Annotated in this window: 23 protein-coding genes; 9 read left to right on the forward strand and 14 right to left on the reverse strand. The window is 54.3% G+C overall.

The annotated features are described in order from the left end of the window. Positions 1-25: 25 nt before the first annotated feature. The 6 genes from ABJL60_RS16965 to rpsT all read right to left on the reverse strand — a co-directional run bounded on the left by ABJL60_RS16965 (position 26) and on the right by rpsT (position 5985). Complete coding sequence (locus tag ABJL60_RS16965) at positions 26-646, reverse strand: LysE family translocator (RefSeq protein WP_348375684.1); 621 nt, start codon at positions 644-646, stop codon at positions 26-28. Further along, entirely contained in the window at positions 643-1743 is a 1101-nt protein-coding gene (recF, locus tag ABJL60_RS16970) for a DNA replication/repair protein RecF (protein WP_348375682.1), read from the reverse strand. The genes ABJL60_RS16965 and recF overlap by 4 nt, the downstream gene beginning before the upstream one ends. Positions 1744-1795: 52 nt before the next feature. Beyond that, on the reverse strand, positions 1796-2914 hold the full coding sequence (gene dnaN, locus ABJL60_RS16975; protein WP_348375680.1) for a DNA polymerase III subunit beta: 1119 nt from the start codon (positions 2912-2914) through the stop codon (positions 1796-1798). 462 nt (positions 2915-3376) lie between these two features. Continuing rightward, positions 3377-3631, reverse strand: coding sequence for a hypothetical protein (locus ABJL60_RS16980; RefSeq protein WP_348375678.1), 255 nt, complete (start codon positions 3629-3631; stop codon positions 3377-3379). Between the two features lie 165 nt (positions 3632-3796). Continuing rightward, positions 3797-5164, reverse strand: coding sequence for a chromosomal replication initiator protein DnaA (dnaA, locus tag ABJL60_RS16985; protein WP_348291142.1), 1368 nt, complete (start codon positions 5162-5164; stop codon positions 3797-3799). 557 nt (positions 5165-5721) lie between these two features. Then, entirely contained in the window at positions 5722-5985 is a 264-nt protein-coding gene (gene rpsT, locus ABJL60_RS16990; RefSeq protein WP_108826647.1) for a 30S ribosomal protein S20, read from the reverse strand. A gap of 267 nt (positions 5986-6252) precedes the next feature. Here rpsT and ABJL60_RS16995 point away from each other — a divergent pair, with 267 nt between their 5' ends. Further along, complete coding sequence (locus ABJL60_RS16995) at positions 6253-6546, forward strand: DUF1330 domain-containing protein (RefSeq protein ID WP_348291145.1); 294 nt, start codon at positions 6253-6255, stop codon at positions 6544-6546. 16 nt (positions 6547-6562) lie between these two features. Here the strand turns inward: ABJL60_RS16995 and ABJL60_RS17000 are convergent, their stop codons facing one another. Together ABJL60_RS17000 and mutM are read right to left on the reverse strand one after the other, a co-directional pair. Next, entirely contained in the window at positions 6563-7339 is a 777-nt protein-coding gene (locus tag ABJL60_RS17000) for an enoyl-CoA hydratase (protein WP_348291147.1), read from the reverse strand. A 73-nt stretch (positions 7340-7412) separates the two neighbouring features. Continuing rightward, positions 7413-8264 carry a bifunctional DNA-formamidopyrimidine glycosylase/DNA-(apurinic or apyrimidinic site) lyase gene (mutM, locus tag ABJL60_RS17005; protein ID WP_348375676.1) on the reverse strand — a complete coding sequence of 284 codons (852 nt, stop codon included), beginning with the start codon at positions 8262-8264 and terminating at the stop codon, positions 7413-7415. 17 nt (positions 8265-8281) lie between these two features. On the opposite strand from mutM, the gene ubiE reads away from it, so the two are divergent. Both ubiE and ubiB read left to right on the forward strand, forming a co-directional pair. Beyond that, positions 8282-9106: a bifunctional demethylmenaquinone methyltransferase/2-methoxy-6-polyprenyl-1,4-benzoquinol methylase UbiE gene (gene ubiE / locus ABJL60_RS17010; protein ID WP_348375674.1), complete on the forward strand. Its 825-nt coding sequence runs from the start codon at positions 8282-8284 to the stop codon at positions 9104-9106. Between the two features lies 1 nt (position 9107). Continuing rightward, positions 9108-10640, forward strand: a complete 1533-nt coding sequence (ubiB, locus tag ABJL60_RS17015; protein WP_348291154.1) for a 2-polyprenylphenol 6-hydroxylase — start codon at positions 9108-9110, stop codon at positions 10638-10640. Positions 10641-10705: 65 nt separating this feature from the next. Here the strand turns inward: ubiB and ABJL60_RS17020 are convergent, their stop codons facing one another. After that, on the reverse strand, positions 10706-11884 hold the full coding sequence (locus ABJL60_RS17020) for an acetyl-CoA C-acyltransferase family protein (RefSeq protein ID WP_348375672.1): 1179 nt from the start codon (positions 11882-11884) through the stop codon (positions 10706-10708). Between the two features lie 108 nt (positions 11885-11992). On the opposite strand from ABJL60_RS17020, the gene ABJL60_RS17025 reads away from it, so the two are divergent. The 3 genes from ABJL60_RS17025 to tdh all read left to right on the forward strand — a co-directional run bounded on the left by ABJL60_RS17025 (position 11993) and on the right by tdh (position 14890). Next, positions 11993-12562, forward strand: coding sequence for an XRE family transcriptional regulator (locus ABJL60_RS17025; RefSeq protein ID WP_348375670.1), 570 nt, complete (start codon positions 11993-11995; stop codon positions 12560-12562). A gap of 94 nt (positions 12563-12656) precedes the next feature. Continuing rightward, the gene (locus ABJL60_RS17030; protein WP_348375668.1) at positions 12657-13841 is read left to right on the forward strand and encodes a glycine C-acetyltransferase; all 1185 of its coding nucleotides are present in this window, start codon (positions 12657-12659) and stop codon (positions 13839-13841) included. Continuing rightward, positions 13841-14890 (forward strand): L-threonine 3-dehydrogenase, encoded by a 1050-nt coding sequence (gene tdh / locus ABJL60_RS17035; RefSeq protein WP_348375666.1) that lies wholly within the window; start codon positions 13841-13843, stop codon positions 14888-14890. The genes ABJL60_RS17030 and tdh overlap by 1 nt, the downstream gene beginning before the upstream one ends. 77 nt (positions 14891-14967) lie before the next feature. Here the strand turns inward: tdh and ABJL60_RS17040 are convergent, their stop codons facing one another. From ABJL60_RS17040 to ABJL60_RS17055, 4 genes are all read right to left on the reverse strand, one after another. Further along, on the reverse strand, positions 14968-15711 hold the full coding sequence (locus ABJL60_RS17040) for a metallophosphoesterase family protein (RefSeq protein WP_348375664.1): 744 nt from the start codon (positions 15709-15711) through the stop codon (positions 14968-14970). Positions 15712-15783: 72 nt separating this feature from the next. After that, complete coding sequence (locus ABJL60_RS17045) at positions 15784-16521, reverse strand: Stf0 family sulfotransferase (RefSeq protein ID WP_348375662.1); 738 nt, start codon at positions 16519-16521, stop codon at positions 15784-15786. Positions 16522-16557: 36 nt separating this feature from the next. After that, positions 16558-18153: a phosphoglycerate dehydrogenase gene (gene serA / locus ABJL60_RS17050; protein WP_348291168.1), complete on the reverse strand. Its 1596-nt coding sequence runs from the start codon at positions 18151-18153 to the stop codon at positions 16558-16560. A gap of 100 nt (positions 18154-18253) precedes the next feature. Further along, entirely contained in the window at positions 18254-19393 is a 1140-nt protein-coding gene (locus tag ABJL60_RS17055) for a phosphoserine transaminase (RefSeq protein ID WP_348375661.1), read from the reverse strand. 265 nt (positions 19394-19658) lie between these two features. Between ABJL60_RS17055 and ABJL60_RS17060 the strand changes: the two genes are divergently transcribed. Then, positions 19659-20261: a helix-turn-helix domain-containing protein gene (locus ABJL60_RS17060; protein ID WP_348375659.1), complete on the forward strand. Its 603-nt coding sequence runs from the start codon at positions 19659-19661 to the stop codon at positions 20259-20261. A gap of 123 nt (positions 20262-20384) precedes the next feature. On the opposite strand, the gene ABJL60_RS17065 is transcribed toward ABJL60_RS17060, so the two are convergent. Beyond that, the gene (locus ABJL60_RS17065) at positions 20385-20843 is read right to left on the reverse strand and encodes an Lrp/AsnC family transcriptional regulator (RefSeq protein ID WP_348291174.1); all 459 of its coding nucleotides are present in this window, start codon (positions 20841-20843) and stop codon (positions 20385-20387) included. Between the two features lie 114 nt (positions 20844-20957). Between ABJL60_RS17065 and ABJL60_RS17070 the strand changes: the two genes are divergently transcribed. After that, on the forward strand, positions 20958-22163 hold the full coding sequence (locus tag ABJL60_RS17070) for a methionine gamma-lyase (RefSeq protein ID WP_348375657.1): 1206 nt from the start codon (positions 20958-20960) through the stop codon (positions 22161-22163). Positions 22164-22175: 12 nt separating this feature from the next. Continuing rightward, the gene (locus tag ABJL60_RS17075) at positions 22176-24551 is read left to right on the forward strand and encodes a 1-deoxy-D-xylulose-5-phosphate synthase N-terminal domain-containing protein (protein WP_348375655.1); all 2376 of its coding nucleotides are present in this window, start codon (positions 22176-22178) and stop codon (positions 24549-24551) included. The last annotated feature ends 727 nt before the right edge of the window (positions 24552-25278 follow it).

Below are 25278 nucleotides of genomic sequence, written 5' to 3' on the forward strand. Positions count from 1 at the left end.
CACGGCTTTGGCACAAGATTTTGTGTCAGATCACTGCAATGATCAAACCAACAAATATCAGTGCAAGACCAGACGTCAGATTGATGGTCTTCAGGGTTTCGGGCCGCGTGATAAAGCCACGCATGTGACCCACAAACGCCGCCATCAACACATTGCCTGCGAATGGCACAGCAACTGAAACAGCGATGATCACCACCACATCCACCCACGTCACTGTGCGCAGATCAAAGAACCCGGGAAGCACGCCCATGTAAAACAAAACCGCCTTTGGGTTGCCCAAAATCGTAACCACACCCGCCAGAAAACCGGACCACATTCCGGGACGCGTTAACTTTGAGTTGGTTGAAATCGATGCCCCTGCATGGCGGATCAATGCGTAGCCCATAATTAGAAAAACGCCACACGCCACCCAACGCAGTATCAGCATAAAGCTGTCGAACACGGATAGTATCCACGCAATCCCAAGCACCGCGATCAGCGGCCAAATGATGTCCCCAACAGCCACCCCAAACGCCAGCGGCCAAGCGGCATGAAAGCCCCCTGAAAGACCGCGTGCGATCAACGCCAGCAACACAGGGCCGGGCGTCAAAAACAAAATCACCAATGCGCCACAGTACAACAGCAGGTCAGCGGGGTTTAACGTCATGCTTGAGCAACTTTTGACGTGCCGTTGTCCTCGGACACAAACATATATTGGGCGCGATCCCCCATGGCGTCAAACAGCTCCAAATCGGTGCCTGTCATCCAGGCCTGCGCACCCAAGGCTACAATTTCATCATAAAGCGCAGCACGCCGGTTTGCATCCAGATGGGCCGCGACCTCATCCAGCAAAAGCAACGGCGGAGCCCCAAAATCTTGGGCCAAGGCACGGGCATTGGACAGTATCAAAGACACAAGCAGTGCCTTTTGTTCACCCGTTGAACAGTCTTTTGCGGCAACACCCTTAGACGCATAGGTCCCGATTAAATCGGCACGGTGGGGGCCAATCAACGTGCGCCCGGCAGAAAGATCACGCATACGGTTTTCGGCAAATGCCGTACGCAAATCCGTTTCAGACGTGGGCAAACGAATGTCGGGGTGCGTCAGCTCCAGCGATGCATGCGGGAAAGACGTTCCGGCATCACATTGAGCGGCCTCAAGCTGTTCCAATGCCGCGACCCGGTTGGCATGTATCGCAGCTCCGGCGCCGGCCATCTTCGCCTCTAGAGCAGCATACCAGGAAGGGTCTCGCACCATATCTTTCAACAAACGGTTCCGTTCGCGCATGGCCTTGTCATAGGCCAACGACAGCTCTGCATGTTTTGGCTCAAAACTTAGGGTCATACGGTCCAAAAACCGCCGCCGTCCCTCAGCACCCTCAATCCACAAACGGTCCATAGACGGTATCAACCACAATACCCGCGCAATGCGGGCCAAGGCGGTTTGCGGTGCAGGCTTTTCGTCGATTTTCACCTGACGTGCTGCACCAGACTGGGATGTGATTTCGATTTCATGGATGTGTTGCAAAGACTGCAACACGCCGCTGATTTTCCAACCCAGCGCTTCGGGTCTGCGTGCCATGTCCTCAGCTGAGGCACGGCGTAAACCACGACCAGGGGACAATAGAGAAACCGCTTCAAGGATGTTTGTTTTACCTGCACCGTTCGGGCCGTAGATGGCAACAGGACGGGCGTCCGGCTCGACGTGCGCTATTTTATGGGATCGGAAATGCGAAACTTTTAAAGAAGACAGAAACAGTGACATGCCGCCCCCCTTCTTTTCGCTTTAAATATCCCCGCCGGAGGCAAGAAAACTCTTAAACACGCATCGGCATGACAACATAGACGGCACTTGTGTCGTTGCCTTCCCGCATCAAAGTCGGATCACCTGAGGAATTGAACATAAACACCGCGTTTTCACGATCAACTTGGCTGGCAATTTCCAGCAAGTATTTAGCATTAAATCCAATTTCCAAACGCTCATCACCGTATGCGACAGCCAGCTCTTCTTCGGCGGCGCCACTGTCAGGCGCATTTACCGACAAAATCAAGCGGTCTTCGTCCAACTGCAACTTAACGGCACGGGACCGTTCAGACGATACAGTCGCAACGCGATCAACGGCCTTGGCAAAGTCAGCAGCGTCCACTTCCAGTTTCCGCGTGTTGCCTTGCGGAATAACGCGCGTGTAATCAGGGAAAGTGCCGTCAATGACCTTTGAGGTCAGCGTAATGTTCGGCGTGGCAAAGCGCACTTTGGTCTCGGACACAGATACGGCGATTTTCATATCGTCGTCGTCCAAAAGTTTACGCAACTCGCCAACAGTTTTGCGCGGAACAATCACACCGGGCATGTCCATGGCGCCATCTGGCAAGTCACTGTCAATTCGGGCAAGACGGTGACCATCCGTTGCGACACAGCGCAACACTTTGCCGCCATCGGCCTCGGACACATGCATGTAGACACCGTTTAGATAGTACCGTGTTTCTTCGGTTGAGATCGCAAATTTCGACTTGTCGAACAAGCGTCGCAGTTTTGGAGCTTCGATAGAAAAGTTCGATGCATATTCAGACGATGCCATGACCGGGAAATCTTCGCGCGGCAATGTCGCCAGCGAAAAGTTGGACCGGCCGGCTTCGACGGTCAAACGCCCGGATGCGGCATCTGCAGTCAAAGTCACTTGCGCCCCGTCCGGAAGTTTGCGCACAATCTCATGCAACGTTGTCGCCGCGACAGTCGTAGCGCCCGCGCGCTCCACCATGGCAGGTGCTTTGTCCACCACTTCGATATCAAGGTCCGTGGCGCGAAAGGAGACATCGTTGCCTTCCGCTTCAATCAGCACATTTGCCAAAATCGGAATCGTGTTGCGCCGTTCGACCACAGATTGTGCCTGTGATACTGCTTTCAGCAGGTCTGCGCGTTCGATACTGATTTTCATATGCTCTCTCCCATCCGAAGTGCCGGGACAGGCAAGGTACCCTGTTCCACCATATTCTCAAGCGTTATTTGCTTGTGCGGCGCTTTCAGGAAAGGGTCAAGGGGCACGTCACGGGCATTCACAATTCCCCGGCCCCAAACACCTGACCCGGGCCCTTAATTTTGAATCTGCTGGTTCGCTAAAACGGCGCGCCAAATCGGGCTTTTGTTCAATTCATCTAGGACCTGGTTGATGTAGCCACGCAACGCAAAGTCTGTTTTGGGCACCAGTATATGCCGCGTGTAGGACGAGTGCGGCGTGGATGCAAAATGGATCATCAACATGGGACATCACGACGCTGGAATCGGATGTAAACTTGGACGACCACAGATATTTGGTTTCTTCTTTGTCCCCAAACCAAACCGGATTGGCCCAGAACACAATGCCCTTTGCGCCATCGGCCATTTGCCGGTTCAAACGTGCTCACGGCAGGACCTCGACGACAAAGTCATATTGACCGTCTGATCTAACTGTCAGTTCCCGTGCAAAATCGTAGCTAAGACCTGACTGGTTATCCACGTCGATAACAAAGGGCGGGAAATTGTGGTATACCCAAACACGCACAGTTTCGGCTTGTGCTGCGTTGATCCAAAACACCATCATCCCAAGGGCTACAAAAACAGTGGCAGCCATCCTGAACAGTCCACGCGCCAACAACAGGTGAAGGGGTGGCGTCATACAGTCAATCCAATCAAACCGATGCCACAATCACAAAACAAGGGGCAGCTGTTACATGGTTTATCTGAATTTTTATGAACAGCGCCTACCAATGAATTAGGTTAAAACCACGCTGACGGGACACACAGCGCGTCGCGTCATAACCAAACGGTCAACACCATTTCGTTATGCCTCCAAGGCGCGACGCAGCAATTCCAGATCTTCAGCAATCTGACCATCTGCCACTTTCAATTCTTCGATACGCTTCACGCCATGCATAACGGTTGTGTGGTCCCGCCCTCCAAAACGACGGCCAATTTCTGGCAAAGACCGGCTTGTGAGATGCTTGGACAGATACATCGCCACTTGCCGCGGCCGCGCGTAGCTGCGCAAACGCTTGGGGCCAATCATGTCGGACATTCGAATGTTGTAATGCTCAGACACGCGGCGTTGGATTTCCTCGACCGTGATTTTGCGTTCAGAGGCACGCAACACATCGGCCAGACAGTCTTGCGTCAGCTCCATGTTGATTTCCCGCCCGACCAATGACGCGAACGCAAACAGCCGTGTCAGCGCACCTTCCAGAACACGAACATTGGTTGAAATGCGGTGCGCCAGAAATTCCAGTACGCCTGATGCGACTTCTAGGTCGGGATAGTTCAACTGCTGCATTTCAACTTTGCTTTGCAGGATACCAAGGCGCAGCTCGTAGTCTGTGGGGTGCAGGTCCACAACCAAACCGCACTGCAAACGCGACTTTACGCGTTCCTCAAGGCCGGTGATTTCACCAGGGGCCCGATCCGCAGAAATGATGATTTGTTTGTTCTGATCCACAAGCGCGTTGAAGGTGTGGAAGAATTCTTCTTGCGTGCTGTCTTTGCCTGCAATGAATTGCACGTCATCGACCATCAAGACATCGACGGACCGGAATATTTCCTTGAAGTCCATCATTTTGCGTTCGCGCAAGGATTGCACGAAGCGATACATAAATTGTTCCGCCGACAGATACATCACGTTCAGGTCGGGGCGGTTTGTTTGCAGGTCCCACGCGATGGCGTGCATTAGGTGCGTTTTCCCCAAGCCGACACCGCCATACAGAAACAGGGGATTGAAGGTGACGGGACCACCTTCGCCAACACGTTTGGCCGCGGCGTGGGCCAGTTCATTGGGCTTGCCGACAACAAAGCGTTCAAAGGTAAAACGCTTGTCCAACGATGCTGTTTGCACAAAGCTTGAAGCCTCGGGCTTGGTTGCTGTTGCCGGCGCCGATGACGTTGCGGCAGGTGCAGACGGTGCGGGACGATCTTTGACGTTGGCTGGAACGCTAAAGCTGAGGCGGCGCACAGTTGGGTCTTCAGATTTCAAAATATGCAAAATCGCATCTGAAAAATTCTGGCTGACGTAGTTACCGATAAAATTGGTAGGAACGTGAAATGTGGCGATACCGTCGCTTATGCAATCCAGCGTCATAGGTTTGATCCATGTAGAGAAGTTGTTTTGACCTAATGTCTTCTCAAGCTGTGTGCGCAGAACCGCCCATTCATCCCGTGTCATAGTATTCCTACCGTCCATCTTATCTTACCTGCCCCAACCCCGTCGTTGCGCGGTCGGCACTTCCAAATTTACGCACACCTCATGAACAATAACGTATCGCCCCGTTCCCAAGGAAACAGGCTAAATCCGTCCCGGACAATTTTATAGACAGAGCACAAACGATACGTGAATCCATTGACGGTTCACATTACTATCGCGTGCTTTGTGCACAGTATTGCAGACAGGTCATAGCCGCTAGCACAGCCATCGTAGACACCGGAAAGAGCGTCCCAGCCCCGTCCCGATTTCGCACCATCCACGACTTCGAAAAGTCTGCATTTGGATGCGAACCGTCCCCCCAAGAAGTTCAGCGAAGTGAATCGCTTGATCCTTTGGTAGCAACAACCCAAGCGGCCCGGCAACAGACCTTTGGTGTTGACTCAGAGATTCATATTCTCCGAATCTAGAGCCCGTGTTTTTTGGTCACAGCAACGAAAAAGGCGCCGCTGGATGCGACGCCTTTTCTATCAGATGTTTAGCATGAACCTGTCTAAAAGATGTGACAGATTTAGCGTATTTTAGCCGATTGCTTTGACACGTGCGCTTAGGCGCGACATTTTACGTGAGGCTGTGTTTTTGTGGTACACGCCCTTGGTCACGCCGCGCATCAACTCAGGCTGAGCAGCTTGCAGGGCTTTGTTTGCGGCTTCTTTGTCGCCGGAAGCGATGGCTTCTTCGACAGTGCGCAGGAATGTACGGATGCGCGAGCGACGCGCTTTGTTAACTTGAAAACGTGCTTCGTTCTGACGTGCGCGTTTCTTCGCTTGAGGCGTATTTGCCATGATTATCTCGTCCCGTGATTTTGATCGGTGCGGTAGGTATGTGCAGCCATGGGCTGCGATGAAGTCGCGTCTTTAGGCCCGCTTAGTGGATGAGTCAACCTTATTTCCCTTCAGGCTGAGCGCCCGCGCCAAAATCACCAATCCTGTCGTGGATCGACCCTTGGTCAACCCTAGCGTGAAGAACCTATAAAAATCACTTTTCGCTTTTGACCACGCCATTTTTTAACTTACAACGAAAGAACACAAAAACTTTGTCGTGGAATATTTATGACAGTACGCGTCTTCGCATTAACAACTCTGAACCCAAATCAAACTGAAGCCCTTAGCACATACATGGCGACCACATCACCGTTGCTTGAACAGGCAAAGGCGCGCGTGATCCAGACCTATACAATCGCATCCACAATGATCGGTGAGACGGTCCCCAACACAATCACAATTGTAGAATATCCTGACATGGGAGCCGTCAACTCAGTGTTTCAAAGCGCCGAGTACGGGCTGCTCAAAGAAATCCGTGCCCAGGCCTTTTCCAACTACCAAATCGCGATTCTGGCTGATTAGATTCAGTCGCTTGCGGTCACTTGTCCCGGAACTGTGGTTCACGTTTTTCCAAAAAGGCCGACATGCCTTCAGATTGATCTTCCGTCGCAAACAATGAGTGGAACACACGGCGTTCAAACAACAGTCCTTCGCGCAATGTCGTCTCGAAGGCGCGGTTCACGGCTTCTTTGACGACCATCACCGACACCATCGACTTTTCAGCGATTTTCTGTGCCGCGCCGTTCACTTCATCCATCAGCTTTTTGGCAGGTACCACGCGGCTGACCAGCCCTGCGCGTTCGGCTTCTTCCGCGTCCATGAAACGGCCCGTCAGGTTCATATCCATAGCTTTGGCTTTGCCGATGGCACGCGTCAGGCGTTGCGTGCCGCCGATGCCTGCAACAACACCCAGATTAATCTCGGGTTGACCGAATTTCGCAGTGTCCGAACAAATGATAAAATCGCACATCATTGCCAATTCACAACCGCCGCCCAGCGCATAGCCAGACACAGCCGCGATGATGGGTTTGCGCACCCGCATGATCTGTTCGGTTTCGGGTGTGAACAAATCGCCGGCAAAAGCATCCACAAACGTCTTGTCGCGCATCATGGAAATGTCCGCGCCCGCGGCAAAAGCTTTTTCGCTGCCTGCGACGATGATGCAGCGCACTTTTTCATTGGCTTGCGCCGCAGACAGTGCGTCGGCCAGTTCGGTCAGCAATTGATCGTTCAGGGCATTCATCGCGTCGGGGCGATTCAAAGTCATCGTTGCGACGTGGTTTTCGACAGCGACGATGATGGTCTCATAGGCCATGAGTAAGCTTTCGTTGTTGCGTTAAGGGCCGATGATTACCATGCCCACGATGCGTTTCAAGCTAAGTTTGCGCTTACGTCTGACAAGAGGCACAATAGAACGACGATCGTCCTGACTGCACAATGCGTTGCACGGTATGCGTGCAATTGGGCGCCTTACAAGGGGCGTTTTCGCGCCCGTAGACATCGAATGAATGCTGGAAATATCCAAGCTCTCCATCGGCTTGGCGGAAATCCTTTAATGAAGATCCCCCTGCCTCAATCGCGTCCGTTAGAACATTGCGAATGATCGGCACCAGCGATGCAACACGTGCTTTGCTGATGTTCTTTGCCTTCCGCACAGGGGATATTTTTGCGCGAAAAAGCGCCTCACAGACATAGATATTTCCTAATCCCGAAACGATCCTTTGATCCAGAAGGGCCGACTTTACAGGAGAGTTCTTGGTCTCGAACGCTTTTATCAAATGCGAATCGTTGAAGTCGTTGCCCAATGGCTCTGGCCCCAAAACTTTCAGCAGCTTGTGCGTCCCTTCCTGTGCCGTTTCCATCAAGTCCATCGCCCCAAACCGGCGCGGATCGTTGAACGTCACCCGCGCCCCATTGCCCATGTGAAACACCACATGGTCATGCTTTTCGGCGGCAGGGTGGGTGTGGGTAAATTGTCCAAGCGGATCGCCAGACACCGTCATCCGCCCAGACATCCCCAGATGGATCAAAAGTGTCTCGCCAGACGACAAATCCGCCAGCACGTATTTCGACCGCCTGCGCAGCCGGAGCACTGTCTGACCCGTAAGCCGCTCCGCCATCCTTTCGGGAAACGGCCAGCGCAAGTCGGGACGGTTCACGTCCGCTTGGGCAATTACCTGCCCTTCCATCGCGGGGGTCAGGCCACGGCGCACTGTTTCAACCTCGGGAAGTTCGGGCATGTTTTGCTTTCCTGCTGATGCGCCTGCGGCAATTGGTGGTTTGTAACTCTTCAACTGGCGCTATATCTCACAACTATCAAGACAGAAGGCGTAAGACTATGACCGACAACACCACCCACTTCGGCTTTGAAACCGTTCCCGAAGACGAAAAGGCAGGGCGCGTGCAGGGTGTGTTCAATTCGGTCGCCAGCAAATACGACATTATGAATGATGTCATGAGCGTCGGCATCCACCGCATCTGGAAAGAGGCGATGATGGATTGGTTGGCCCCCCGCCCCGGTCAGAAGCTGTTGGATGTGGCAGGGGGCACAGGCGATATTTCCTTCAAGTTCCTGAAACGCGCAGGCCACGGCCACGCCACGGTTCTGGACCTGACCGAACCCATGCTGATTGAAGGACGCAAACGTGCCGAAGCGACATCAATGCACGACAGTCTTGACTGGGTGGTGGGTGACGCCATGGCCCTGCCCTTCAAGGACAATACCTTCGACGTATACACTATTTCCTTCGGCATCCGGAACGTGACCCGCCCGCAAGAGGCCCTGAACGAGGCCTTCCGCGTGCTGCGTCCCGGTGGCCGTTTGATGGTGCTGGAATTCAGCCAGCTGCCCAACGATATGATGCAAAAGGCCTACGATCTATATTCCTTCAACGTGATTCCCCGGATGGGCAAAATGATCGCAAACGACCGCGACAGCTACCAATATCTGGTCGAATCGATCCGCAATTTCCCCGACCAAGACACCTTCCTTGGAATGGTACGCGAAGCGGGGTTTGAAAACGCGAAATACCGCAACATGACGATGGGCGTGGCTGCGCTTCATTCCGGTTGGAAAATCTGAGATGCGTGGCCCCCACAACATCTGGCGGCTGATCCGCACAGGCGCGACGCTGGAACGCACGGGCGCCATGAACGTGGTGCTCGACGCCTTTGACGCGCCGCCTGCGCTGCGGTTTGTGGCAAAGGCGCTGGGCAAACCGTTTATGTGGTTGGGGTATAAAGGCGACCCGACAATGCCCCCCGCCACGCGTGCCCTGACAGCACTTGGGCCTGCCTACATCAAATTCGGGCAGGTATTGTCGACACGCCCGGATGTCGTTGGCGACGAACTGGCGGTACAATTGCGTGTTTTGCAAGACAAACTGCCGCCGTTTTCGATTGAACGCGCCAAGCAGGAAGTCGAAAGCGAACTGGGGTTGCCTGTCGATCAGATTTTCTCTGAGTTTAGCGAACCCGTGGCTGCCGCCTCAATCGCGCAGGTGCATAAAGCACGGCTGCAATCCACAGGAGAAGAGGTCGCGGTCAAAGTGCTGCGTCCGGGGATCGAACGAGCCTTCACCAAAGACGTGGACGCCTTCTATCTCGCCGCTCGCATCATCGAAATCTGCGCCCCGGGCGCACGACGCCTGCGGCCCATCGAAGTCATCGAACACTTCGACGGTGTGGTGCAAGGCGAACTGGATTTGCGGTTGGAAAGCTCTGCCGCATCGGAGTTCTCCGCCAACACCGCCAAAGACGAAGGTTTCCAACTGCCTGAAATGAAGTGGGAATATTCCGCGCAACGGGTCATGACGCTTGGCTGGGCAGACGGCGTGCCGATGGGCGACAACGCCGCGATTGACGCCATCGGCGTGGACCGCACCAAGCTGGCCGAGCGGGTGCTGCAACTGTTCCTGAACCACGCCCTGCGCGACGGATATTTCCACGCGGATATGCACCAAGGCAACCTGAAGGTGGCCACAAACGGAGACATCATCGCCTATGATTTCGGGATCATGGGTCACATCGACGAATACACACGGCGCGTCTACGCAGAAATTCTCTATGGGTTCATCCGCAAGGACTACAAGCGCGTGGCCGAGGTGCATTTCGAAGCAGGCTACGTGCCCGCCGACAAAGATGTTGACGAATTTGCACGCGCACTCAGGGCCGTGGGCGAACCCATCTTTGGCATGGACGCCACCAAAATCTCAATGGGGCGACTTCTGAACTATCTCTTTCAGGTGACCGAACGGTTCGGCATGGAAACGCGCACTGAACTGATCTTGCTGCAACGCACCATGGTCGTGGTCGAAGGTGTTGCACGCAGCCTCGATCCACAAATGAACATCTGGCAGGTCGCAAGTCCCGTGGTGACCAGCTACATCTCAAAATCTATTGGCCCACGGGCGGCGCTGACAGACCTGATGCAAACGGCACGGGTCTTGGGGCGGTTCGGCCCACGCCTGCCTGCTTTGGTAGAGGCCGCCCTGATCAAACAAGGCAATCCAGAAACACCAAAGCGCCCGACATTCTGGCGCTGGATTGTTCTGACTGCCTTGGGATCGGCAATCACAGGGGCCGGCGCGATCAAACTGGCAGAAAAGCTGTTTTAAAACAGGGTTTCTTTTCGCCAAAAATATCCCGGGGTCCGGGGCAGCGCCCCGGTCCGACTTCACAACTAAACAATACGCTCGATTGCCAAAGCAATACCCTGTCCGCCACCAATACACATGGTGATCAACGCCTTTGATCCGCGAATACGCTCAAGCTCATACAGCGCCTTCACCGTAATAATCGCACCCGTCGCTCCCACAGGATGACCCAACGCAATAGCGCCACCATTTGGATTCACGCGGGCGGGATCAAAGCCCAATTCTTTGGAGACAGCCAAGGCTTGTGATGCGAAGGCTTCATTGCTTTCGATCACGTCAAAATCCGAAACGCTCAGGCCCGTTTTGGCCAGTAGGTTCTGCACAGCAGGCACAGGACCAATGCCCATAACCTCTGGGCGCACGCCTGCGTGGGCATAACCCAAAATACGGGCTTTGGGTTTTAGGCCGGCCTTCGCTGCCGCATCAGCCGTCGCCAAAACCACAGCAGCCCCGCCATCGTTGATCCCTGACGCATTGCCTGCGGTAACCGATCCGTCTTTCTGGAAGACAGCCCGTAAACCACCCAACGTTTCAAGTGACGTTGCTTTGGGGTGCTCGTCCACTTCAAACGGCACCATGTCACGTTTTACACGGACCTCGACTGGGGTAATTTGGCTAGCGAAATAGCCTGCCTCAATTGCGGCAGCGGCGCGTTCCTGGCTTTGCATCGCGAAGGCGTCCTGTTGTGCGCGGGTCACGTCGTGTTCAGCTGCAACATTTTCGGCCGTGACACCCATGTGACCGGTGCCAAACGGACAGTTCAAAGCACCCAGCATCATATCTTGGGTTTTGATATCACCCATTTTTGCGCCCCAGCGTTGCATGGGGTTAATGAACGGGCTGCGCGACATATTCTCGGCGCCACCGGCCAAACCGAACTCTGCGTCGCCCAGCATCAAAGATTGCACGACGGACACAATTGCTTGCACACCAGAGCCACACAGGCGGTTCACGTTCATGGCAGGTACGACATCAGGCACACCGGCATCCATGGATGCCACGCGGCTTAAATACATGTCGCGCGGTTCGGTATTGATGACATGGCCAAAAGCCACATGACCAATTTGGCCACCTTCAACGCCAGAGCGTTCCATTGCAGCTTTTGCCGCTGTGGTGCCCAGATCGATAGGTGTGGTTGCCGCCAAAGACCCGCCAAAAGTGCCTATAGCGGTGCGCGCACCGTCAAGAATGACGATATCTGTCATAATAAGTCCTCCATTTTCCACAGGAGTACTGCGTTCACTGTTTCTTGTCAGCCCCGACCTACCGTCATGGCAATTGACTTCGCGCAAGTCTCGCGGCACTTATCCAGTATGACGGAACCAAATGACACTATTCTGACAAAACTGCCGGCACGGCTGAAGGCTGCGCGACAAGCACAAGGGCTGTCTTTGGATGCGGTGGCCAAATTGTCGGGTGTCAGCCGATCCATGGTCAGCCAAATTGAACGCAGCGAAAGCAGCCCGACAATCGCGACTTTGTGGAATCTGACACGCGCATTGCAAGTGGATTTTGCCGGCCTTTTAGATGAAGGCACCATCAACAAAGACATCGAAGTTTTGCGTGCCGATGACGTTCCGAACATCCGCGCGGAGGCATCTGGATTGAACATCCTGATTCTATCGCCTCCGGAAGATGCAGGAAAAACAGAGGTTTATGAACTTCGATTTACAGACGCGGGTGTATTGGACAGCCAACCACACGCGAGTGGTACAAAAGAACATCTGACCGTGATAAGCGGATCGCTTTACGTCACTTCGGGTGAACACACAAAACACCTGCAAGCGGGCGATACAGCGCGCTATTCCGCTGATGTGGCGCACCGAATAGAGGCTTCGGGTCCGGCATCCGCCTTTTTGATTGTCAGTGCCAACGGAAGCTAAGCTCTGTAATTACAGATTTTTTCTGCTTTAACGGAAATCCGCTATTTCGGAAATATATCTTATATGATAGATGCTCCTGCAAAGGAGTCTTTTAATGTCCACACCTTACCTGACGCATATCACCCGAACACTCGAACAGATTGCAGCCGATGGCATGATGAAATCGGAGCGTCTTATTGCGTCGCCACAAGGCGCCGAAATTGTCGTCGGCGACAGCGATGTCATCAACCTGTGCGCCAACAACTATCTTGGACTGGCCGATCACCCTGACCTGATTGATGCCGCCAAAGTTGCAATGGATCCTCGGGGGTTCGGAATGGCGTCTGTCCGCTTCATTTGCGGCACCCAAGACATCCACCGTACCTTGGAACAAAAGCTCGCCAAATTTCTCAACAAAGACGATTCGATCCTATTTGCCGCTTGTTTTGACGCCAACGGCGGATTGTTTGAACCCCTGCTGGGCCCTGAAGATGCTGTGGTGTCCGACAGCTTAAACCATGCCTCTATCATTGACGGCATCCGCTTGTGCAAAGCCAAGCGCTACCGATATGCAAACAACGACATGACTGATCTGGAAGGCCAATTGAAATTAGCCCGCGATGACGGGGCCCGTTTTATAATGATCGCCACAGATGGCGTCTTTAGCATGGATGGCACATTTGCCAATCTTCCGGAGATCACCGCGCTGGCACACAGATATGACGCCTTGGTTATGGTTGATGATTGCCATGCCACGGGCTTTATCGGCCCCAACGGTGCAGGAACACCGGACCACTTTAACGTTGATGTCGACATACTAACTGGCACTTTGGGCAAAGCTTTGGGTGGTGCGATAGGGGGATACATCGCAGGACCACAACCGGTCATCGATCTGCTGCGTCAACGTGCACGGCCATATCTTTTTTCTAATTCCCTGCCCCCTGCCATCGTTTCTGCCGCCATCGAAGCCCTTGATCTGGTTCAAAAAAGTGGTGACTTACGCAACCGTCTTTCTGAAAACACGGCGTACTGGCGGCAAGGTCTGGAACAGCTTGGCTTTGACCTGCTGCCCGGCACGCATCCCATTGTACCTGTAATGCTGGGAGAGGCCCAATTGGCACAAGACATGGCTGCCGCGCTATTCGAACAAGGTGTTTATGTATCCGGATTTTTCTTTCCGGTTGTACCGCGCGGCCAAGCCCGTATTCGCACACAAATGAATGCAGCACTGACCCGTGATCAACTGGACCGCGCATTGACCGCTTTCGAGATCGCCGGTCGAGATTGCGGCGTGATTTGATGCCCTCCCGTTCCCACAATCACATGCACGCTTTGGTCAAATCCCATCCCCGTGAAGGTCTTTGGAAATGTCAGGTTCCTGTTCCGGAAATCGGCCCTGATGATGTGCTGATCCGCATCAAAACCACGGGCATTTGCGGCACTGACATGCACATCTGGAATTGGGACACCTGGGCTGCAAAAACAGTGCCGGTTCCGCTGATAACAGGCCATGAGTTCGCCGGAGAAATTGTTGACATGGGTCGCAATGTTGAGGGTTTGGCGCTTGGGCAGCGGTGTTCCGGCGAGGGGCATCTGATTGGGACACAGTCGCGTCAAAGCCGCGCTGGAAAATTCCACCTCGACCCCGAAACGCGTGGAATAGGGGTACAGGAAAACGGTGCCTTTGCCGAATATTTGCGCCTGCCCGCCTTCAATGTCGTCCCTTTGCCCGATGACATCCCAAACGAAATTGGCGCCATTCTGGACCCTTTGGGCAATGCCGTTCACACGGCTCTTAGTTTTAATATTCTAGGCGAGGACGTTTTAATCACAGGGGCTGGGCCCATCGGCATAATGGCCGCGGCTGTGGCCCGTCACGCAGGTGCGCGGCACGTCGTCATCACGGATGTTAACCCCCAGCGCCTTGGCCTTGCAGCCGAAGTGGCTGACGTTATCCCCGTCGATGTCACCCGCGAGGATTTGAATGACGTCATGGCTGGATTGGGTCTGCGCGAAGGGTTCGATGTCGGGCTGGAGATGTCAGGCAATCAAATTGCTATGGATCAAATGGTTGAAGCCATGGTCATGGGCGGTAAAATTGCATTGCTTGGCATTCCACCGGGAAAATCCCCTGTTGACTGGTCCCGCATCGTCTTCAAGGCAATCACCGTAAAAGGCGTGTACGGCCGCGAAATCTTTGAGACATGGTACAAGATGATCGCCATGTTGCAGAATGGCTTGGACGTCTCGCGTGTCATCACGCATCGTTTGCCTGTGTCCCAGTTTACCGAAGGCTTTGCAGCGATGAAATCGGGGACATGTGGTAAAGTTGTCTTGGACTGGACTTGAATCATAAGGGCAGTGTTAGCATGGCACGTGTTGCGCATGGGGGCGCTGCCCCCGGTGCTTCGCACCTCCCCCGAGGTTTATTCAGCGAGATGAAGAAGGATCAAAGCGTCACGCCCAGTGGGCGTTAGACGGTATACCGCGTCGTTTTCGAAGACTGCGGTTGTCAGCGGTTTGCCATAGCCTGCCCCGCTGTCGAGGTTCACACGATTGCCGTAATGTGTGGCCTGGGACACCGGTGTGTGCCCATGCACGATGATTTTGGGGTGTAGGTCTTGGTGGTTGTGAAATTCTTGGCGTACCCACATCAGGTCGAAATCGCTTTGTTCGTTCAGTGCAACCCCCGGGATGATCCCGGCATGTGCGAAGAACAAGTTTTCTGTTTCAAAGCTCATTTGGAGTTTATTCAAAAAATCTACATGTGATTGTGGCACAGCCTCTAGAGCGTCTGCATGAATGTGGATCATACGCCGCTTACCGTCGGCATCCACCCCGTAAGACCCCAGCGTTGTATCCCCACCCAAACGAGGGTGCAGCCAATGCAATTCCGCAGGCAGAAAAGGTTCATGTTGCGGCGGGATTTGCATGAACTTCCAGAACATATCGTCGTGGTTGCCCTTCAGTAGGGTCCAATTGCGCCCTTGCGCTTGGCCTTCCATCAGAAACTCAATCACGCCGCGGCTGTCGGGGCCACGGTCTGTGTAATCCCCCAGAAAAACGATTTTGGCATCTTGTCCGCCATCTGCCTCGATAAGCGCCATAGCACGATGCAGTTCGGCCAATTGGCCGTGGATATCGCCAATGGCGTAGATTGGATTTGTCATAGCAACCTGACTGGGAATCATACGTTTAATAGCGATGGACATACTGTGCCTAAGAACCCGTTGCGAGTGGATTCACACGCCACTGGCTGAGAACCTGGCGATCCATTCCTTGTTCGTATCATCCGACAGCTGCATGGTTGCGGGCCTTAGGTTTAGCGCGGCTTTCATGTCCAGTCCCAAGTCACCCAGAATTTCACCAACCACAGCGCAAGGATTTGCCGACAGTGCATCATAGCTAATGTACAAAGGATCTATGTTTTCTGCCGCGAACCATGTCTTCCAGGCCATGTCTTGGGCGACAAGATTGGACAGTTCTGTCGCGATCTTTGTTTCATCGTATTGTGGTGGTTTCGCTGCGGCCAGCCTTTCCCTTTCCGATCCGTCGGCATTGCGATGCCATAGCCCGCTTTGATCGGCCCGCACCAAGGATACGGCCTGCGCCACTTTGTCCAACCTTGTAAGAAACAGAAATCTTGTGCGCCCAAATGCTCTTGCGATCCGGTCGGCGTCTGTGGTGTTCGACGGGAAAAGCGTTTTTAGCTGCTCAGCCCAAAATCCAAAACTATGGCGTTGCATCCTGATCCCCGAAATGTTCGATCCAGCCATTCCGAGGTTACGTGCGCAAGCCATGATTTTTCTTGGATGTGTATCGCTGGGAAGGCCTAGACCGGCGCACCACTTCGTCAGGGAAGGTTGGTGGAAATAGCTTTGAGGTGCACCCGCCACTTTGGACTGCTCAAGCAACGCACAAAGCATTGTGCTGCCGCTGCGTGGCGTGGTGCATACAATGTAGCTGTCATAGTCAGGCATGGGCGCGATCTTCAAATGAACGCGCCCATGTTGGGTTTAAGCCACGTCGAAGGCAAGCCGTTTGACTTGGGTAAACATGCCTGTGGTTTCCAACGCATCCACCACTTTTGGTTCGATCGCATGGTCAATGTAGAGAAGCGCAATCGCCTCACCGCCCACGTCGTTCCGGCCCAACGTAAAGTTCGCGATGTTCACGCCGTTTTTGCCCATGGTGTTCCCAAGGACACCGATGATGCCCGGCACGTCTTCGTTTGTGGTGTAAAGCATGTTCGCCCCGATCTCGGCGTCGATGTTGATGCCTTTGATTTGGATGAAGCGCGGCTTGCCATCGCTGAACACCGTGCCAGCGACAGACCGTTCGCGTTTGTCCGTCACCACCGTCACCTTGATATAGCCATCGAAGACTCCGGATTTATCTTGGTTCGTCGTGCTGACCTGAATGCCGCGTTCTTTGGCGATGACAGGGGCACTGACCATGTTCACGTCAGGGTTCGCACGTTTCATGATGCCCGCGACCACGCCACAGTTCAGCGCGGCGAGGTTCATTTCGGACACGACGCCGTCATAAAGGATGTTGATCGCCTTGATTGGCTCGTCCGTCATTTGCCCAATGAACGACCCGAGGTGGCCTGCCAGAGACACCCATGGCCCCATGACTTTGGCTTCTTCCGCGGTCACGGACGGCATGTTCAGCGCGTTTTCGACCGCCCCTGTCAGCAGGTAGTTGGCCATTTGGTCAGCCACTTGCAGCGCCACGTTTTCCTGTGCTTCTGTTGTGGCCGCGCCAAGGTGCGGGGTGCAGACGACGTTGGGCAGGTGGAACAACGGGTTTTCGTTAGCAGGTTCTTTGGCAAAAACGTCAAAGGCGGCACCCGCAACGTGGCCAGATTTGAGGGCCTCTGCCAATGCTTCTTCATCCACAAGACCGCCACGCGCACAGTTGATAATCCGCACGCCTTTTTTGGTTTTGGCAATATTTTCCTTGGAAAGGATGTTGGCGGTTTGGTCGGTAAACGGGACGTGCAGGGTGATGAAGTCTGCCTTGGCCAGCAATTCGTCCAATTCGACTTTTTCGACGCCCATTTTCTTGGCCTTTTCTTCGCCAAGGAAGGGGTCATAGGCCATGACTTTCATCTTCAGACCCCGCGCACGGTCACACACAATCCCGCCGATGTTGCCCGCACCGATGACGCCAAGGGTTTTGCCTGTCAGCTCGACCCCCATGAACTTCGACTTTTCCCACTTGCCGGCGTGTGTCGATTCGGAGGCCTCGGGGATTTGACGCGCCACAGCAAACATCATCGCGATGGCATGTTCTGCCGTTGTGATCATGTTGCCGAAGGGCGTGTTCATCACGATGATGCCCTTTTTCGACGCGGCCTCTTTGTCGATGTTGTCGGTGCCGATACCTGCGCGCCCGATGACTTTGAGGTTATCCGCAGCAGCGATAATTTTCTCGGTCACTTTGGTGGCGGAGCGAATGGCGAGGCCGTCGTAGTTGCCGATGATTTCGGCCAGTTTGTCTTTGTCCTTGCCGATGTCGGGCTGGAAGTCGACGTCGATGCCGCGGTCTTTGAAGATTTGCACAGCCGCTTCGCTGAGTTTGTCGGAAATGAGTACTTTGGGGGCCATGGGTTTGGTCCTTGTGTCAGATGTGTTTGGGGCTCTGCCCCCGGCCTGCGGCCTCCCCCGAGGTTTAACCTGCGAGATGAAGCGGATCGGGGGCAGAGAATTAACCGTTGATTTCTTGATCGAAGGCGTAGGCGAGCCATGGCAGCATCGCTTCGATGTCTGCTGTTTCCACCGTGGCCCCGCACCAGATCCGCAGACCTGCTGGCGCGTCGCGGTAGGCACCGACGTCAAGGGCTGCGTTTTCGTCAGCAAGCCGTTTTGCAATAGCTTTGGCGAAGGCTGGACCGTCTGTGATCCGGTCATCCGCGAACTTCAAGCAAACGGATGTGTTGGACCGTGTCGCGGGATCTGTCGCGAGGAAATCGATCCAGTCGTTGTTTTCAACAAACGTCGTGATCGCTGCTGTGTTGGCGTCTGCGCGTGCAATCAGCCCTTTGAGCCCACCAACGGAACGCGCCCAATCCAGCGCGAAAAGGTAGTCCTCGACCGCCAACATGGACGGTGTGTTGATCGTTTCGCCTTTGAAAATCCCCTCGATCAGTTTGCCACCTTTGGTGAGACGGAAGATTTTGGGCAGGGGCCATGCGGGTGTGTAGTTTTCGAGGCGCTCCACGGCGCGAGGGCTGAGGATCAGCATGCCGTGCGCTGCTTCGCCGCCCAGCACTTTTTGCCAAGAGAACGTAGTAACGTCCAGCTTGTCCCACGGCAGGTCCATCGCGAAGGCGGCGGATGTTGCGTCACACAGCGTCAGGCCTTTGCGGTCCGCTGGGATCGCGTCGCCGTTTGGCATGCGCACTCCGGATGTGGTGCCGTTCCATGTAAAACAGACGTCGGAGTCGTAGTTCAGCGCACCCATGTCGACAATTTCGCCGTAGTCAGCGGTATGCGTTGTGGCGTCGATCTTGAGTTGTTTGACCACGTCCGTGACCCAGCCCGCGCCGAAGCTTTCCCACGCGATCATCTGCGCGGGGCGCTCGCCAAGAAGCGACCACATGGCCATTTCAAAGGCCCCTGTGTCGGAAGCCGGTACGATACCGATCTTATAGTCTGCCGGCACGCCGAGGATATCGCGTGTCTCTTGGATCGCGGCCAGTAGTTTGGCTTTGCCGACGGCAGCACGATGCGAACGGCCCAAAGGCGCGTCAGACAATTTTGCCAAATCATGGGTGGGGGGTTTGGCGCAGGGGCCAGACGAAAAACGCGGATTAGCCGGCCGCGTTGCCGGTTGTTCAATAGCCATTGATGCTACCCTTACAGATAAATGCCCTTCGTTGGGGAAGGGTGTCCCACCGCTGGACATACGGAACCCCAGTAAAAACAGCAACAGGCAAAGGTACTTGCTATGCGAGTAAATGTAGCCTTTTGCACAGCGATGCAGGAACGCATGTTTCCTATTGGCACAAATCTGACACAAGGAAATCCGGTTTTGTTCCACAACACCAAGCCACAGAATCGTGTGGTATGCTTAATGCAATCAGCCCTTTTCTGGCGGGTCAGGTGGCGTCATGAGTGCCATGGCGCTGATCTGGGCCGCGAATGTCAAAGGCTTAAAGCCCGCCGTCAAGATCGTGCTGATCCAACTAGCGGATTTCCACAACAAGGAAACCGGCCAGTGCAACCCAAGCGCACAGCGGTTGGCGGATGAGTGCGAGATGGGTCGGGCCACGTTGTTCCGGCACATGACGACCTTGGAAGAATGCGGGCTCGTAACGCGCCATGCACGTGGCGACGGCGACGGCGGGCGCGGGTCCAATCAGTATGAGCTGCACCTTGATATTACCCTTGGTCCCAGTTCGCGTCCAAAGGGTGGCCGAAGTGGTCCAAACGGGGTTGAGTCTCAAAATGAGACGGGAGGAAACGTCTCAGAAAAGCGTGGGAAAAGTCTCAAGGGTGAGACGGGGGTAGTCTCAAATCGGGACAGGAACCTTACCATTGAACCTAAGAAAGAACCTCCGTCGCGCAGGCGCGAGGCGGTGGAGGCCGATAAGATTTTGGCGGCCTATCCGCCCGACCGATTGCGCGGCGAAGCGGTTTGCCTGGCCCAGATCGAAGAAGCCATGAAGGAAGGGATCGAGCTGGAGGACTTACTGCAGGCGGTCCAAGCCTAAACCCTCGCACATTCGCTGCGCAGTGCGCCGAGGTCCGGTACGCGGGACGAAGAAGTCATCGCCTTCTGTCTTGCCAGGGTCTGCTTTCAATTTTGCCCGTTTCACGACAGGCCAAGCTTCGCATCAATCAAGCAGTGGGAATATGCCTGTTTTCTTGACCACTCCGTAAACGAAGCTGCTGTCGATTGAACCGATCCCGCCAATCGGGTGCAAGCGCTTGCGCACGAAGCTTTCGTAATCGGCTAGGTCCGCGACGACCACTCGCAACAGGTAATCAGACGTGCCAGTCATCACAAAACATTCAAGAACCTGATCCAGCCGACTGATCTGCTTCTCAAACTGTTGCACGATCTTCTCTGTATGCCCTGTCAGGCTGACCCGCACGAAGACTGTCACGGGTAAACCATATGCCTCTGCGTCGATGTCAGCTGTGTAGCCTGTGAGTGCGCCCCTTTGTTCCAGCAACTTCACGCGACGCAGGCAAGGTGACGGCGACAGGTTTACCTCTGCTGCGAGATCTTGATTCGTGATCCGGCTATTGCGTTGCAATGCCCGGATGATCTGGCGATCTTTGGCGTCCATATCGAACCTTGTTAGCATAATCTGCTAAATCATTATCTAAACGAGGCATAATTAGCAATCCGTAAGCCTTTAACCTGTCCTAAATTACTCAGGGAACACTCACGGAGGCTCGGCATGCGCAATCACCCAAACAGCTTTTCAACGATGGCAATCCATCATGGATATGACCCGATGGACAACGAAGGGGCTTTGACGCCGCCACTGCATCTGACATCGACCTTTGTCTTTGAAACGGCCGAAGCTGGTGGCAACATGTTCGCAGGGGAGCAAGCCGGGCATATCTATTCGCGCATCTCAAATCCGACGAACGACTTGCTTGAGCGTCGTATCGCAGTGCTTGAAGGGGCTGAAGCTGGGCTCGCTTTGGCATCGGGCATGGCTGCGATTACCGCAACCCTATGGACGCTCCTTGCGCCGGGCGACGAGATCATCTTGGACAAAACGCTGTATGGCTGCACGTTCTCGTTCATGCATCATGGGTTGGCCAAGTTCGGGGTCAAAGTCACCCACGTTGATCTGACGCAGGCAGAAAACCTGACCGCTGCAATTTCCGACAAGACAAAAGTCGTGTACTTCGAGACACCTGCCAATCCGAACATGCGCTTGGTTGATATTGCGGCTGTGTCAGATATCGCGCACGCTAATGGTACCAAGGTTGTAGTCGATAACACCTATGCCACGCCGTATCTGACCCAACCAATCAAGCACGGTGCCGACATTGTTGTGCATTCAGCCACCAAATACCTTGGTGGTCACGGCGATGTTGTGGCGGGTCTGTTGGTTGGTTCCGCAGAGCTGGTCGCTGACATTCGCCTTCAGGGGATGAAGGATATGACCGGTGCTGTGATGGCCCCGTTCAATGCGATGTTGATCTTGCGCGGGCTTAAGACGCTCGAATTGCGCATGGATCGTCATTGCAGCAGTGCAGCCACGATCGCCGCGATGCTAGAAACGTCACCTGCCGTGCAACAAGTATGGTATCCAGGGCAAGAAAGTTTCGAGCAACATGATCTCGCCAAACAACAAATGTCCCAGTTTGGCGGTATGATTGCTTTCGAACTGACGGGCGGAAAACAAGGTGGAATTGAAATGATGAACAGGCTGGAACTTATCTCACGTGCCGTTTCTTTGGGAGATGCCGAGACATTGGTGCAGCACCCTGCCAGCATGACACACTCAACCTACTCCACAGAAGAACTGGCCGAACATGGCATCAGCGAGGGCCTCGTTCGGCTATCAATTGGCCTTGAGGGAGTGGACGACATCATTGCCGATCTCGTACAGGCCCTACCTAGGTCTTTTATTGAAAACGCAGCCTAAAGGAACGCCAATATGTCCGCGCATCTCAAGACCATTGAACAACGTCTTTTGTGGCTGTCCCACTGGATGATCCACAATGCTAACCACATTCGCCCCAAAGCGGATGGTATCAAGGTCGGTGGGCATCAGGCATCATCTGCGTCGATGGTGTCGATCATGACCGCGCTGTATTTCCAAACACTCCGGCCAGAAGATCGGGTCGCGGTCAAGCCACATGCTTCGCCGATTTTCCACGCGATCCAATATCTGATGGGCAATCAAACGCGCGAGAAGATGGAGAACTTTCGCGGTTACGGCGGCGTTCAGAGTTACCCGTCGCGCACCAAAGATATCGACGATGTTGATTTTTCGACAGGTTCGGTTGGTCTGGGCGTCGCGGTCACGTCGTTTGCGTCAATTGTTCAAGATTACATCCAAGCTAAATCTTGGGGTGCTGAACAGAAAATGGGCCGGATGATCGCGCTGGTGGGCGATGCGGAACTGGACGAAGGCAACATCTACGAGGCCTTGCAAGAGGGCTGGAAGAACGATCTGCGCAACTGCTGGTGGATCATCGATTATAACCGCCAGTCGCTCGATGGCGTTGTGCGTGAGGGTCTGTTCAAGCGGGTTGAGCAGATTTTTGACGCCTTCGGTTGGGATGTTGTCCGTGTCAAATACGGCCACTTACAACGCGCGGCCTTCGAAGAAACGGGCGGCGATAAACTGCGTCAATGGATCGATGACTGCCCGAACCAATTGTACTCTGCGCTGACATTCATGGGCGGTGCCATTTGGCGAGAGCGTCTAATGGATGCACTTGGCGATCAGGGCGATGTCACAGCATTGATAGAACGCCGCAGCGATGAAGAACTTGCCGAATTGATGGAAAACCTCGGCGGCAACTGTGTGCAAACCATGGCTGATACCTTTGCTGCAATCGACCACGATCGCCCAGTATGCTTCTTAGCCTACACGATCAAAGGCTGGGGCACGCCAATCGCAGGACACAAAGACAACCATGGTGGGTTGATGAACAAAACCCAGATGGCCGAATGGCAGGAATACATGGGCGTCGCGCAAGGACATGAATGGGACAAATTCGCGACCGTTGCCGACCCTGTTGTGTTTAAGGACGAACTGTTAAAGGCGCCATTCTTCGCCAAGGGCCCGCGCCGCTACCACGACGACGTGATCGATGTCCCGTCGATTGAGCTGACTTCAGATCGTGAAATATCGACCCAAATGGCATTTGGGAAAATCCTGGATAACCTGTCCAAAGGCGACAGCGATCTCGCCGAACGCATCGTGACCACGTCACCGGACGTGACAGGCACAACCAACCTCGGCCCATGGGTGAACCGTCGTAAATTGTTCGCGCGGAACCACCAAGAAGACATGTTCAAAACCGAAAACATCCCGTCGACCGCAAAATGGGAGTTTACGCCAGAGGGCCAACATATCGAACTGGGCATCGCAGAGATGAACCTCTTCCTGCTTTTGGCGGCGGCAGGTCTGTCACATTCGATGTTCGGCAAACGCCTTATACCTATCGGCACTGTTTATGACCCCTTCGTGTCTCGCGGTTTGGACGCCTTAAACTACGCGTGCTACCAAGACGCGCGATTTATTATTGTTGGCACACCGTCGGGCGTCACGCTTTCTTATGAGGGCGGCGCGCACCAATCTATCGCATCTCCGCTGATCGGCATGTCGCAAGATGGGCTTGCTGCGTTCGAACCCGCCTTTGCAGATGAGTTGGCCGTGATCATGGAGTGGTCGTTCAACCACTTGCAAAAAGACGGCGAAAACGATCCGGACGAGCGTACATGGTTACGGGACGAAACCGGAGGATCGGTGTATCTGCGCCTTACAACCAACCCGATCGAACAGCCCGGCAAGCGCGTCAATGATGCCTTTAAACAAGGCGCAATCGATGGGGCTTACTGGCTACGCGAACCCGGTGCCAACTGCGAAGTGGTCATTGTCTATCAAGGCGCGGTTGCTCCAGAAGCCATCAAAGCAGCGGGCATGATCGGAGAAGGCCGCCGCGATGTCGGTGTCCTCGCCGTGACATCGGCTGACCGCCTGAACGCAGGCTGGGCGGCCGCACAGCGAGCGCGGGCAAACGGCAATAAAGCTGCCGCCTCGCACATCGAAACATTACTACTAGGCCTGCCAAGAAACTGCGTCCTGATCACTGTCATCGACGGCCATCCCGCTACACTGTCATGGGTCGGCGGTGTTTGGGGGCATCAAACGATCTCGCACGGGGTTGAACATTTCGGGCAAACGGGCTCGATCGCTGACCTATATAGGCACTTTCGGATCGACGCCGATGCGTTGGTCAATTCCGCAAGTGAGCTGTCTCTTGGTCGCCCTATCCCACACATCAAAGTCGCTGGGTAGGCAAAGTCGAAGGAAATGCCGATAGCGGTCGTTCTTGAGTGATGCAGCATTTGTTACATTGGGCTCACAACCGCCATTAGGTCGGCCGCAGCATGTTCACTTTGCTGTGCCACCTTCACCAGCAAAGACGGCCCAAACTGGCCATTCGCGCCTTTTTGCAGCGAACGGCTTCTTCGAGCCCTCTTTCACCGATGCTGCAAGGCTCATCAAAGTCTGTTCAAGTGGCGGAACAAAGTGACGGTTTGACCAATAGCCTTCAAATGTCTGAAATTTTGATCTGTTCTATTTTCAAAACGCCCTCAAGCAGGCTGGACGCGATAACATGACCGAATTCTAGCATGTCCGCCGAAGCTGGTATCAGATCAGGTACCTAGATCGTTCTGCCACCTGAAGCCACGCCTGTTTATCCCGCAAAGCGGCCCTTAACCCAAGCTTTGCGTTTCAGGCTGACGGCAGGAAGTTGGACGCTCGGCATGACCTGCGCATTTTCACCTCTTTTGCACAAGTATCAACACAACGCTGACGCAGTATCGCAGCGCAAAATCTTATGTCAGCTTCAGGTCGCTTCACCACCACTTCATTCTGTGCAAGCATTAGACCATTATGCGCCCATACTTTCAGAATGACCTGGCCCAGCGAAAGTTAGCCTTTGACAGCCACCAAAACTCTATATCAGAAACGCTGCCTGAGCGTACATTGGTGCTAACGACTATGAGTGGTGGAATCG

Source organism: Ascidiaceihabitans sp. (genome assembly GCF_039986515.1).
Lineage (GTDB): Bacteria > Pseudomonadota > Alphaproteobacteria > Rhodobacterales > Rhodobacteraceae > Ascidiaceihabitans.

Bases quoted from the DNA above. Each gene is read 5' to 3' on its own strand.
- ABJL60_RS16965 (WP_348375684.1), bottom strand. From the start codon at position 646: ATGACGTTAAACCCCGCTGACCTGCTGTTGTACTGTGGCGCATTGGTG.
- recF (WP_348375682.1), bottom strand. From the start codon at position 1,743: ATGTCACTGTTTCTGTCTTCTTTAAAAGTTTCGCATTTCCGATCCCAT.
- dnaN (WP_348375680.1), bottom strand. From the start codon at position 2,914: ATGAAAATCAGTATCGAACGCGCAGACCTGCTGAAAGCAGTATCACAG.
- ABJL60_RS16980 (WP_348375678.1), bottom strand. From the start codon at position 3,631: ATGACGCCACCCCTTCACCTGTTGTTGGCGCGTGGACTGTTCAGGATG.
- dnaA (WP_348291142.1), bottom strand. From the start codon at position 5,164: ATGACACGGGATGAATGGGCGGTTCTGCGCACACAGCTTGAGAAGACA.
- rpsT (WP_108826647.1), bottom strand. From the start codon at position 5,985: ATGGCAAATACGCCTCAAGCGAAGAAACGCGCACGTCAGAACGAAGCA.
- ABJL60_RS16995 (WP_348291145.1), top strand. From the start codon at position 6,253: ATGACAGTACGCGTCTTCGCATTAACAACTCTGAACCCAAATCAAACT.
- ABJL60_RS17000 (WP_348291147.1), bottom strand. From the start codon at position 7,339: ATGGCCTATGAGACCATCATCGTCGCTGTCGAAAACCACGTCGCAACG.
- mutM (WP_348375676.1), bottom strand. From the start codon at position 8,264: ATGCCCGAACTTCCCGAGGTTGAAACAGTGCGCCGTGGCCTGACCCCC.
- ubiE (WP_348375674.1), top strand. From the start codon at position 8,282: ATGCGCCTGCGGCAATTGGTGGTTTGTAACTCTTCAACTGGCGCTATA.
- ubiB (WP_348291154.1), top strand. From the start codon at position 9,108: ATGCGTGGCCCCCACAACATCTGGCGGCTGATCCGCACAGGCGCGACG.
- ABJL60_RS17020 (WP_348375672.1), bottom strand. From the start codon at position 11,884: ATGACAGATATCGTCATTCTTGACGGTGCGCGCACCGCTATAGGCACT.
- ABJL60_RS17025 (WP_348375670.1), top strand. From the start codon at position 11,993: ATGACGGAACCAAATGACACTATTCTGACAAAACTGCCGGCACGGCTG.
- ABJL60_RS17030 (WP_348375668.1), top strand. From the start codon at position 12,657: ATGTCCACACCTTACCTGACGCATATCACCCGAACACTCGAACAGATT.
- tdh (WP_348375666.1), top strand. From the start codon at position 13,841: ATGCCCTCCCGTTCCCACAATCACATGCACGCTTTGGTCAAATCCCAT.
- ABJL60_RS17040 (WP_348375664.1), bottom strand. From the start codon at position 15,711: ATGACAAATCCAATCTACGCCATTGGCGATATCCACGGCCAATTGGCC.
- ABJL60_RS17045 (WP_348375662.1), bottom strand. From the start codon at position 16,521: ATGCCTGACTATGACAGCTACATTGTATGCACCACGCCACGCAGCGGC.
- serA (WP_348291168.1), bottom strand. From the start codon at position 18,153: ATGGCCCCCAAAGTACTCATTTCCGACAAACTCAGCGAAGCGGCTGTG.
- ABJL60_RS17055 (WP_348375661.1), bottom strand. From the start codon at position 19,393: ATGGCTATTGAACAACCGGCAACGCGGCCGGCTAATCCGCGTTTTTCG.
- ABJL60_RS17060 (WP_348375659.1), top strand. From the start codon at position 19,659: ATGAGTGCCATGGCGCTGATCTGGGCCGCGAATGTCAAAGGCTTAAAG.
- ABJL60_RS17065 (WP_348291174.1), bottom strand. From the start codon at position 20,843: ATGGACGCCAAAGATCGCCAGATCATCCGGGCATTGCAACGCAATAGC.
- ABJL60_RS17070 (WP_348375657.1), top strand. From the start codon at position 20,958: ATGCGCAATCACCCAAACAGCTTTTCAACGATGGCAATCCATCATGGA.
- ABJL60_RS17075 (WP_348375655.1), top strand. From the start codon at position 22,176: ATGTCCGCGCATCTCAAGACCATTGAACAACGTCTTTTGTGGCTGTCC.